The sequence below is a fragment of the Cryomorpha ignava genome, from assembly GCF_010686655.1.
Classification (GTDB): Bacteria; Bacteroidota; Bacteroidia; order Flavobacteriales_D; family Cryomorphaceae; genus Cryomorpha; species Cryomorpha ignava.
In genome coordinates this window covers 1-10,686 of record NZ_JAAGVY010000077.1, presented here as the reverse complement: position 1 = coordinate 10,686, position 10,686 = coordinate 1, and the positions used below count along the sequence as shown (strand labels likewise).

General features: G+C 40.5%; 9 protein-coding genes. 1 reads left to right on the top strand and 8 read right to left on the bottom strand.

The features are described from left to right. The 6 genes from G3O08_RS21005 to G3O08_RS19940 all read right to left on the bottom strand — a co-directional run. On the bottom strand, positions 1 to 231 hold a 231-nt coding region (locus G3O08_RS21005; RefSeq protein ID WP_204336961.1), incomplete at its 3' end, for a hypothetical protein. Positions 232 to 431: 200 nt separating this feature from the next. Beyond that, a complete protein-coding gene (locus G3O08_RS19960; protein ID WP_163287216.1) occupies positions 432 to 1,568 on the bottom strand; it encodes a mechanosensitive ion channel family protein in 1,137 nt (378 codons plus the stop codon). Next, on the bottom strand, positions 1,568 to 3,511 hold the full coding sequence (gene dnaG, locus G3O08_RS19955) for a DNA primase (protein ID WP_163287215.1): 1,944 nt from the start codon (positions 3,509 to 3,511) through the stop codon (positions 1,568 to 1,570). Before dnaG ends, G3O08_RS19960 begins: the two co-directional genes overlap by 1 nt. Positions 3,512 to 3,525: 14 nt before the next feature. Then, a complete protein-coding gene (locus tag G3O08_RS19950; protein WP_163287214.1) occupies positions 3,526 to 3,945 on the bottom strand; it encodes a toxin-antitoxin system YwqK family antitoxin in 420 nt (139 codons plus the stop codon). A 1,119-nt stretch (positions 3,946 to 5,064) separates the two neighbouring features. Then, a complete protein-coding gene (locus G3O08_RS19945) occupies positions 5,065 to 6,042 on the bottom strand; it encodes a polyprenyl synthetase family protein (protein WP_163287213.1) in 978 nt (325 codons plus the stop codon). 41 nt (positions 6,043 to 6,083) lie between these two features. After that, the gene (locus tag G3O08_RS19940) at positions 6,084 to 7,643 is read right to left on the bottom strand and encodes a hypothetical protein (RefSeq protein WP_163287212.1); all 1,560 of its coding nucleotides are present in this window, start codon (positions 7,641 to 7,643) and stop codon (positions 6,084 to 6,086) included. On the opposite strand from G3O08_RS19940, the gene G3O08_RS19935 reads away from it, so the two are divergent. Next, positions 7,635 to 8,372 carry a hypothetical protein gene (locus G3O08_RS19935; RefSeq protein ID WP_163287211.1) on the top strand — a complete coding sequence of 246 codons (738 nt, stop codon included), beginning with the start codon at positions 7,635 to 7,637 and terminating at the stop codon, positions 8,370 to 8,372. The two genes, G3O08_RS19940 and G3O08_RS19935, sit on opposite strands and share 9 nt — an antisense overlap. Positions 8,373 to 8,581: 209 nt before the next feature. Here the strand turns inward: G3O08_RS19935 and rlmN are convergent, their stop codons facing one another. Both rlmN and G3O08_RS19925 read right to left on the bottom strand, forming a co-directional pair. Next, positions 8,582 to 9,643 (bottom strand): 23S rRNA (adenine(2503)-C(2))-methyltransferase RlmN, encoded by a 1,062-nt coding sequence (rlmN, locus tag G3O08_RS19930; protein WP_163287210.1) that lies wholly within the window; start codon positions 9,641 to 9,643, stop codon positions 8,582 to 8,584. A gap of 139 nt (positions 9,644 to 9,782) precedes the next feature. Further along, positions 9,783 to 10,505 (bottom strand): T9SS type A sorting domain-containing protein, encoded by a 723-nt coding sequence (locus G3O08_RS19925; protein ID WP_262888995.1) that lies wholly within the window; start codon positions 10,503 to 10,505, stop codon positions 9,783 to 9,785. Positions 10,506 to 10,686: the final 181 nt, after the last annotated feature.

The following is a 10,686-nucleotide window of genomic DNA, read 5'->3' as shown; positions in this document are numbered from 1 at the left end:
AAAGATATAGCGAGCTATATCGAGTGAAGACATCGTTGGATACTGAAATTTAGAGGAAAGAATTTTACATTCCACCTCAACTAAGCGTAGCTGTCTCACGTGGTCATTGAGCGCAGTCGAAATCCAGCGAAGCAAGTAATTTAAAGACGGTCTGAATCCCAAAGAATAATACATACGCACTCCCAAAGGGTCGTCGAACTCAGGCAAATACCTCAAAGCGTCGATTTTCAACAATGTTCATTTATAAAACGCTTTCAAGAACTCGTGGCGCCAAAATGCCATATAGTTATAAGATTGGACTTTAAAAGTGGAGTTTTAAACACGATGTGTATAGAAATTAGACAGTTTATAGAGTGCCACTAAACTTCACATGCATCGATTTCAAAATCCTGTATTTCAACCAAACAGCAATCACCAACCGCCAACCGCCATTACTCTTGCGGCTTCTCCGGCTCCTTAGGCCCATTCGGAAAATGAAAATCAGGAGAAGTAGTCTTAAAATGCAGATCGCGTTGTGGATAAGAAATATCAATTCCGTGCTTTCTAAACTGTCGGTTTATATCAAATCGGATTTCACTCTGAAGTGTTTCTACAACCCAAGTTTTCTTAGCCCAGAAAAAGACAACAAAATCGAGTGTACTCTCGCCAAAATTCTCAAACCGAACAATTATCTCACGATTCTTACTTACATCGGGATGACGCAGTGCACAATTGTAAAGAATATCTTTTACCAATGCCGTATCGCTTTTAAAGCCCACTCCGATTTTAATATTAAACCGGGTAAGTGTCGCGCCATGAGTCCAGTTTACCACCCGCTCGCCGGTAAGTTTAGAATTGGGAATAATAATGTACTTCCCATCTCGCGTCATAACTTTAGATGTGCGAATGTCTATTTGCTGCACGCGCGCCACAAGACCCTCAACTTCAATCACATCTCCCACTTTTACCGGCCCTTCAAAAAGAATAATTAAACCTGAAATTATATCGTAGAAAAGATACTGAAGTCCAAATCCGAGCCCCACCAAAAGTGCACCAGCACCCGCAAGGATGAGTTTCATGTTTATTCCAATACTGTTTAAGGCTATGAGCAAGCCGACACCGTAAAGGGCATATTTGGTAAGTTTATAAACGGTGTATTCCTTACCCTCATCGATCCAGGTTTTACGAGAAAAATTCTTTTTAAGCAGGATTCGAACTAGCCGCGATAAAACCCTGGTGACGATGATAACCAGGATGATGAGCATTATTTTACCAAGGGTGATGGAAATATCGTAAGCTCTTACCAGCTCAAAACCAAATATTAGCGCAACCAAGTCTGAAAGTCCAAGACTCCAAATGGAGACAACAATAGACAGGACAATAATGATACTTCGGCCAACTTTTAAAAATATCTGTTCTTTTTCGTAATCAAAAACATCCAGCGCGCGTATTCTCTTATGGACAAATATCCTGTATATCCGCAGCAAAAGCTTTGTTACAACTATGATTAGGAGGACGATTAAAATATTTCCAATCGTAAAATTGAAAACATCTAAATTGTAGAATGAATAATTAAAAAAGTCGCTCATTAAATAATTGTTGATCCAAAATATTTGCCGACTTCCATTTTCATGCCGTCTAATTTAATTTTTTCCTGGAGAAGTAGCGTGATTTCTTCTTCATTTTCTGCGGCTTTTATAGCTCTCTCCAACTTTTCCCTCATTTGTGTTACGTGACTCTGCTTTAGATGCATAAGCGGATCAAAAACTGCCTTCCGCAAATTTCCCTGTTCTGACACGGTGTAAATCTTGTGCTGAGCTTCCCAGTTTTCACTCAATTCATATGGTGTTGCGATCATTCCGGCAATGGCTTCACTAAAAGAAGGATCGGGATTGTTTACAAAGTAATTGGTATCGGGAAATATTTCATTTTCTTCAAAAAAGGAATGAAACTCATCAATAATTCTTTTGTAAAGCGGCGAGTCAAATCTGATATCATCGGTTGATAAGTCGTGTAATATGTATTCGGCCACAATCACCTCCAGCTCTTCAGCTACATCTTCTTCATTTTTAATTTCAACAATTATCTGCTGATTTCCATAGGTCAGCAGAATCCGGGCTATTTCTTTCTCGAAAATGGTGGAGTTAACTACTTCGGCTTCTTTTTGATGCCGAACTTTCTCATTTTCTACTTTTGTAATTATTTCGGGATCAACACCCGCGCGGGCCAGTTGCTTCTTTCGCAAGAGTTTATTCAGCTCATTGTACAACGCCTGCTCGGGAATTTCGAGTTTTTTGCTGCAACGCTCAATATAAATGCTCCTCGCAATATGATCTGTAATATGCGAAAGGCTTTGAACGAGTCTTCGCGTGGCCTCTGCCTTTTTGATCGGATCGTTACCACCATCAGCGAGCATTACATCGAGCATAAAGTCGGTAAAGTCTTTAGGCTCTTCTTTGAGGTAGCGCTCCAGCTCGGTGCCCGATACCGATCGTGCAAAGGAGTCGGGGTCATGCCCTTCCGGGAATAGCACCACCTTAACGTTCATCCCCTCTTCCAGCAGCAGATCTATTCCGCGCAAAGCGGCTTTAATACCGGCGGGATCTCCGTCAAAAAGCAGCGAAACATTATTGGTATAGCGCTTTATAAGTTTTATTTGGCTTGGTGTGAGCGAAGTACCTGATGAAGAAACTGCGTATTCAACCCCAGCCTGATGCAGCGAAATAACATCGGTATATCCCTCTACTAAAAAACAGAGATCTTCTTTTATAATACTCCGCTTCGCCTCAAAAATGCCGTAAAGGCTACTACTTTTGTCGTACAATTCACTTTCTGGCGAATTGAGATACTTTACCTTATTATCGCTTCGCAGGGTACGCCCTGCAAAGGCAATATATCTGCCGCTTACATTTCTGATAGGGAAAATTACGCGTCCGCGAAAAAAATCGTACTTGCCGTAATCACCTTCTTTTGTAAGGCCCAGCTTAATAAGTAAATCGGCATTGTAACCCGCCTCTTTTGCAGCTTTTAAAAAGGCGTCATTTTCATCGAATGAATAGCCAAGCTCAAACTTTTTAATCGTTTGATCATTAAATCCTCGCTCGCGAAAGTAGCTTAGGCCAATAGATTTGCCTTCCTCGCTTTCCCAAAGTGCCTTTATAAAATATTCATTCGCAAAACTATTGATAAGTGCCAGGCTTTCGCGCAGCCCCACTTCTTGCTTTTGCGCCGGATCCATTTCTGTTTCCTCTATCACTATCTGGTACTTGTTTGCCAGATACCGAAGCGCTTCGGGATAGGTCATACTCTCGAGCTCCATCAAAAATGAAACTGCATTTCCTCCTTTGCCGGAGCTAAAATCCTTAAAAATACCCTTTGCAGGCGATACAAAAAACGAAGGTGTTTTTTCATTACCCCACGGACTCAAACCTTTGTAATTTGAGCCGGCTTTTTTAAGCTGCACAAATTCGCCAACCACTTCCTCTATCCGGGCGGCATCAAAAATCTTGTCTATGGTATCTCGGGCTATCACTTTTCTTTGCCTTGTTATCTAATTAATGAATCGGGAACGAATGATGCACTATCCATATTTAATTTTTTAATCAAAATTCCGGTAGAATCGTAAAACTGCCACAATCCTGTGCGCTCATCATTATAATAACGACCATCGTAACGCATCATTCCATTTTTATAAAAAACCACAATTGGCCCTTCGCGAAAACCGTTTTTATAGTCGCTTTCGCTCCACTTGTATCCATTCGAATAAAATGATTCCCACTTGCCAATGCGTTTGCCGTCGCGTTCCTTTCCGCGAATTTTGACTGCCCCGTTATCGTAATATTCAACAATATCCTTTGCAGGGCTTTCAATTTTTACGGTGTTATCTGCAGCTTTCTGACCTTCGTTTTCTGAAGATCCACAAGCCGTCAATAAAATTCCAAGTAATGCAAAGATCAACTTATTCATATTAAGGAATTTAATACTTTACCAGTACGTTTTTAAAATTCTTTAAATATCGGAATAATTCAAAGCGATAAAAACCAATTTAATTAAACAGGAAGTCTAATAATTAGTTTTTTTCTATGATTTTCCCCACTCCGCCCCTGAACTAATCTCTTTACACAAGTTTACTAATTTCTAAAATAGTGTGGCAATAATTAACTAAACTTTTGTAGCTCAACCCCTCCGCGCACCCCAGCCCTTCCGTACGGACTCATAAAATCTAAAGGGAGTCCCCGCACAAATCATTGTCACGTTAGAAATTTTATTGAGTAAAACTCCTGTCTTTGTTGAGCACCCATATTAATGATTAAGATTTTTAGTTTGGATAATCTGTGCGGCTACACCCCCTTTAACGCCTGGTCGCAAGAGAGTTTAACTTGGAGGTATTTAATAACAGTAATTACAATTACATAAATTTTCAGAATAAATCTGTAAAGAGAATAGGACACGGTATAATGAATATTAGAAATTAAATGAAAGGATTCCAGTTGTAATTAATAACGCCGTTTGCCCATTGCTCATTGCCAACTAAGCGACCTCACGCAGCGCAGCAAGTAATGTTGTCCATTGCCCATCACTATTGCTCATTGCCCATTGCGTATTGCCCATTGCCTATTGCCTATTGCAAGTTGCCTATTGCTCATTACCTATTGCTCATTGCCTATTGATTTCACTTCTTAACTGCCGCCCCTGCGGTCAAAAAAGTTCCAATTTAATTATTACGGCGCGTGGTGGATACCCACGCGGAGCGATCAGCAACTACGGTTAAATTCCACGAAATTCTAATTTGCCCATTGCCCATTGCCAACTAAGCGAAGCGACCTCACGCAGCGCAGCAAGTAATTGCTCATTGCCGCCCTCGTGCATTCCTCTATATACGCACTCCCTCCGGTCGTCGGCGAAAAGCCTCGTCGGATGCAGGAAGGGGAGTTTACCTCACGGTATAATAAGAATTAGAATCTAATTGGAAGGATTTGAGTAGTAATTAAGATCGTTATTGAAAATTGCCTATTGCTCATTACCTATTGCCAACTAAGCGACCTCACGCAGCGCAGCAAGTAATTGCTCATTACCCATTGCCAATCACTTCTTCCGTTCAATCGTATAATTCACTAGTCCTTCAAGCGCTGTGCGAGCTTCTCCCTCTTCAAAGCTATGAAGAATTTCTAAAGCTTCCTTTCTGTATTGAAGCATTATTTCCTGTGCGTATTCTATTCCACCGCTTCCGTATACGTAGTCTATCACGCGCTGCACCTTTACTTTGTCGGTATTGTCGCGTTTCACGGTTCGTATAATCCATCGCTTATCGGCCGACGATGCTTTTGAAAGGGCGTAAATCAGCGGCAGGGTCATTTTCTTTTCTTTAATATCAATACCTGTGGGTTTTCCAATCTGATCGCCATTGGTGTTGTAATCAAATAAATCGTCTTTTATCTGAAATGCAATTCCCACTTTTTCGCCAAAGAGCCTCATGCGTTCATTTGCATCTTTGCCGGCATTTACCGAGTGGGCACCGCTTTGGCAACAAGCAGCAATAAGCGATGCCGTTTTTTGACGAATAATATCAAAGTAAACCTCTTCGGTAATATTGAGTTTACGCGCCTTTTCCATTTGTAGCAGCTCCCCCTCGCTCATTTCGCGTACAGCAGTACTCACTATTCTAAGCAGCTCAAACTCTCCGGCATCTATACTTAACAGCAGTCCGCGAGAGAGCAGGAAATCACCAACCAACACCGCTATCTTATTCTTCCAAAGCGCATTTATAGAAAAAAAGCCGCGGCGTAAATTGGCGTCGTCCACCACATCGTCATGCACGAGCGTAGCAGTGTGCAAAAGTTCTATAAGCGATGCAGCAGTATAGGTGGAGTCGTTTACCTCTCCGCAAACTTTTGCCGTAAGGAATATAAACATGGGGCGCATTTGCTTTCCCTTGCGCTTAATAATGTAATGGCTTATTTTGTCGATGAGCGGAGTATTGCTTTTCATAGACTTTTTGAAACGAATTTCAAATTCGTCCATCTCGTCTGCTATTGAAGCCTTTATTTCTTTTACGCTTATCATTTAAGGGCGCAAATATCCGAATTCATTCGCACATTGAAGGTCTATTCTCTGAGTTTCAGCTTTACGAATTGTGAATCATATCCCGAATTGGTCAGCAGTACTACGCCATCGCGGGTTTGATAGAAAAAATTTGTGTTCAGAACCGGCTTTTCTTTACTCGATGTGTATAGCGGAATCTTTACCGTTTCTCCATTTTTATGCACCACAACAAGCACTGCCACAGTGCTTGCCGCAGATGTAAGCTGCCGGTAGCCGCTCGAAGCATCTACTCCTAAGTCCCTATTCCGGTCATTATCGTTGTAAATAAAAAAGGTTTTATCGCTTTCGCTGAATGCGATGTACGAGGTATAACTGTCATATAAACTCGTAGACGACTGAAATTTGGGAATCATAATATTATATTTAATCTTGCTTGACTCATTAATTGTGGTGAGCAAAATTTCGTCGTAATTATAAACCGTTATAATAGAATAGGTTCCCGTGCCGGGATTAAAAACGGTTGATGTTTCAGTATAATTTTTTTCGCTGATAAACTGAGTACCTCCATCTGCCGCTGGAAACACATAGTCGAGATTGAACATTCCGAGTTCAGTTTCAGAAATATTACCTCCCTTGGGTCTAAATTTGGTTCTAAACTCACGGTCAAATGGGTTCAGTCCCTGATTTAATATTTTGCCGGTCGTTTTATCCAGCTCCAGCGAAAAAGTTCCCGCCATTATCAAATCCACCATATTGCTATAGTAGCCAGCTACCTGAATATTATTGTTCTTATTGAGAAAGAGCCTTACATCATAAAGCCATTTTGAACCAAGAGAAAGCGATTTTTCTACAAGTGTTTCAGTTTCCCAGCCATATTTAAAAAGTGAGAAGTTTCTGCCAATATTCCTGTCTTTATTAAGTGCTGAAAGCGATGGGTTGATAATAGATGCCAACACATAAATTGCTCCAGAGCTATCAACAAGAGCATCGGTATATTCCAAAACATTAGAAGGATAAGGCAATTCTATAATTTTTGAGTTCACCATTTCCAGAAGGCTGTTAAAAAGCAAAAGCTCAAATTTCTCGTTTTTCTGTGGTTCCGTTTCCTGCGGAAGAATAAGGGTAAACAACTCGTTTCCATCGTCTTTGAAAATAGTAAAATCTCGTTCTGTATTTAGGGCCTTGCGATTGACTCTGGCCAGCAAAGTTGGAGTGGCTTCAATATTCGGCTTGTCCAAAATTTCATATGCGTAAATATTTACCGAATCGATTGCCGACTCTGTAGTAGTAGCAATAAAATAAAGCTTTCTGCCAATATTAAGGGTTTGGATTATTTTGGGTTCATTGCCTTTTAATTCAGACAGGCTGAAAATTCGCTCACCGAGTACTGTGAGGCTATCGGTAGAAATTTTCTGAAGGGCGTATGGATATTTCTTTCTTTTGTTTTGTCTGAAAACATAAAATACATCATCATCGGCACCAAAAACTTGATTGATCTCATATCCTTTGAGGCTCTCTATGGGTTTTCCCCAAATAAGGTTGGGTTTATCTTGCGAAGCAAGACTAAACGGCACCAGCAATAGCAACAATAAGATAGATTTTGCGTAAAATTGATGCTTCATTTGTTTATGTTTCATCCCGATTCCCTCTTAAAAACATCATTTGTGCCAAACCCTGTTTCTTACAAATATATCGTCTTCTTTTTACTTTTCGCATCTCTGAGCAGCTTTGGTCAAAATATTCACGAAGAATCTGAAGATGCTTACTGGCCCGATTCGCTATACGCTGTTCGAAATGCGGTGAAAATAGATCCACTTCAGGTTATTTTTGGCGATTTCAGTATTTATTACGAGCGTATTTTCAAATCGCGGTATAGCGCAGAGTTTGGTGTGGGTTTGACCCGCAGAAATTATGCCGCAGGTTGGTTTGACTATTCTTTAGACAATCTGGGCGAGAATGTTGATATTGAAACCGGTTATGCTCTGTCGGTTTCAGCACGCAGGTATTTTAAAGATTCAGGAGAGCTTAACGGGCTTTATCTGGCTTTGGGTTGCTCGGTAAGATCTTACAAAACAGATTATTTCGTGATTGACAGTGCCGGTACGCTTACCGATATTTCTTTTGAAGACAACCGTCTGTTCACATCAGGATCTATAATTCTTGGCTATCAGGCACTGCCAGTTCGCAGTAATATTTTTGTGGATGTTTATCTCGGAGTGGCTTTGGTATACAAGGATTTTCATATTGTAACAAGTTCAGACATCAATGACCCTTCAGCCTATTACATTGCAGAAAAATATGAATATGCTATGGGTTTGGAAGTGGGGGTGAAAATAGGGTTCGGGTTTTAGAATAAAGCCGATAAAAATAGAAGTAAAGACTATCTTTTTATATTCGAATATGGTCTAACTCAAAAGACCTCAAAGACTTTTGAACTAAGCGGCGCGTTCTCACGCAGCGTAGCAAGTAAACTTTTGAGGTCTGAATTCAATCCAACTTTCTACTGAATAGAAATGCTTACGTAGCACAGCAAATGCAAACCACTTTTCGATTGTGACAATCAATCAATATCTTTAAGCACAGCCTTATTTTTATTGGCCAGCTGTCCGCAGGCTGCGTCAATATCTTTTCCACGACTGCGGCGAACATTTACAATTTGATGATTCTCTTCTAAAAATTCGGCAAAGGCATCTACTTTTTCGGGATCGGCTTGCTCAAATATGCCTCCATCTATGGGGTTGTATTCAATGATATTGACTTTGCAGGGCACATGTTTACAAAATGCGAGTAGCTCGCGGGCATCGTCGATAGTATCGTTGAAATCTTTAAAAATAATGTATTCATACGTTACCCGTGTTGCCGTTTTGCGGTAAAAGTATTTCAATGCTTCGGCGAGAACTTCCAGCGAATTGGTTTCATTGATTCCCATTATTTTATTCCGCTTCTCGTCATTGGCTGCGTGTAGCGAAAGTGCCAGATTAAACCGCACATTGTCGTCAGCGAGTTTGGTTATCATTTTGGCAATACCGGCAGTAGAAACGGTAATACGCTTTGGCGACATACCCAAACCTTTATCGTCAGAAATACGCTGGGTAGAAGTGAGCATATTTTTGTAATTGAGCAATGGCTCGCCCATGCCCATATACACGATGTTCTGGAGGGGTTTACTCTGTAGAATTTCAGCGTCTTTGTAAATTTCGGCTACCTGATCGTAAATTTCGTAAGCTTCCAGATTCTTCATCAGCTTGAGCTTTCCTGTAGCGCAAAATTCACAAGCCAGGCTACAACCCACTTGCGATGATATACAAGCCGTGGTGCGGTTTCCGGTGGGAATAAGCACTCCTTCTACCACATGACCTTCGCGCAGCTTAAATGCGTATTTTATGGTGCCGTCGCTACTTATTTGCTTGTCGGCAATGGTAATGAAGTAGATTTCAAATTTCTCTTTCAGCTTTTCGCGAAAGTCAAACGAAAGGTTCGTCATTTCGTCAAAACTCCGCGCTCGCTTAGACCACAGCCATTCGTAAATCTGCTTTCCGCGAAATTTCTTTTCGCCCATTTCTTCTACGGCAGCTATTAGCTCTGCTTCGCTCAACTTTCTGATGTCAACTTTCTTCTCCATGCTTTTGCAAAGGTAGTTAAACTGTTGTAGACGTAGAAATTCCCGATTGGCGTTAAAACTGGTATCGGACAAAAATAAATTCTTAAAATAAAAAAGCGACCCGTGCGGGTCGCTTAAATAATCGTTAAGGATGAATCACCTAGTGTTTTATCATTTTTTTGGTAATTAATTGTCCATCTGCATAAAGCGTGTAGAAATAAATGCCGCTTGCTACTTTTGATCCATCCCACAACGAAGTATGTTCTCCACTACTCATTTTTCCATCAATAAGTCTTTCAAGCGGACGACCGGTTGCATCAGTAATTTCCAGAATTACATCTGCAGTTTGTGGTAGATTGAAAGTAATTCTTGTTTGATCGTCAAAAGGGTTTGGAACATTTTGCTGAAGCTCCAGTTCATTATGATTATCATTCAGTAGCGCTCCCGTTTCACCGCTGCCTGGTTTAGGGGTGCAGCAATTCGCAGTCTTTTGCTGCATGGTTTGTACAGCTGCAAGAACAGATTGCATATCGCTTTGCATTTCTTCCAGCTGACTTGCTTGCGCTTCAAGTTCTGCCTCTAAATTTGCTATTGTTTCGTTTTGAAGAGCAATTTGAGCGGCTTGATCAGTTACTGTAGTGTTTTGTTCTTTGAAACCGGCTACCAATATGGGAATCAACGATTCGTATTTTATTCCTTTTAAAGGTATACTAGTTCCTTCAATGAAACCGGTTGAATCCATTCGCTCTGGAATTATAATATCCTTTACAATTTCAGGAAAAACTGCTTCCATTTCCTGAGCTAAAAAGCCATATTGGATGCCTTCATCAAAGTGCAAATCTCTATCTTCAGGGTTTTGCATGAGATACGTTTTAGGTTCCATTTGAATTAATAACTAAAGTTTCGCAGGAGCTATTGTGTTGATAATTAACATTGAAAAGTTAAAAAGTGCAGCATTTTTATTACTTTAAGATTCTGAAAAACAGTATCTTAAAGGCGTAATTCCAAATACGTAAAAATGCTGCAATCCAAAGATATTAAAAATTTGTCAGAGCTGACTACTT

Bases quoted from the DNA above. Each gene is read 5' to 3' on its own strand.
- G3O08_RS19950 (WP_163287214.1), bottom strand. From the start codon at position 3,945: ATGAATAAGTTGATCTTTGCATTACTTGGAATTTTATTGACGGCTTGT.
- G3O08_RS19945 (WP_163287213.1), bottom strand. From the start codon at position 6,042: ATGATAAGCGTAAAAGAAATAAAGGCTTCAATAGCAGACGAGATGGAC.
- G3O08_RS19940 (WP_163287212.1), bottom strand. From the start codon at position 7,643: ATGAAGCATCAATTTTACGCAAAATCTATCTTATTGTTGCTATTGCTG.
- G3O08_RS19925 (WP_262888995.1), bottom strand. From the start codon at position 10,505: ATGGAACCTAAAACGTATCTCATGCAAAACCCTGAAGATAGAGATTTG.
- rlmN (WP_163287210.1), bottom strand. From the start codon at position 9,643: ATGGAGAAGAAAGTTGACATCAGAAAGTTGAGCGAAGCAGAGCTAATA.
- G3O08_RS19935 (WP_163287211.1), top strand. From the start codon at position 7,635: ATGCTTCATTTGTTTATGTTTCATCCCGATTCCCTCTTAAAAACATCA.
- G3O08_RS19960 (WP_163287216.1), bottom strand. From the start codon at position 1,568: ATGAGCGACTTTTTTAATTATTCATTCTACAATTTAGATGTTTTCAAT.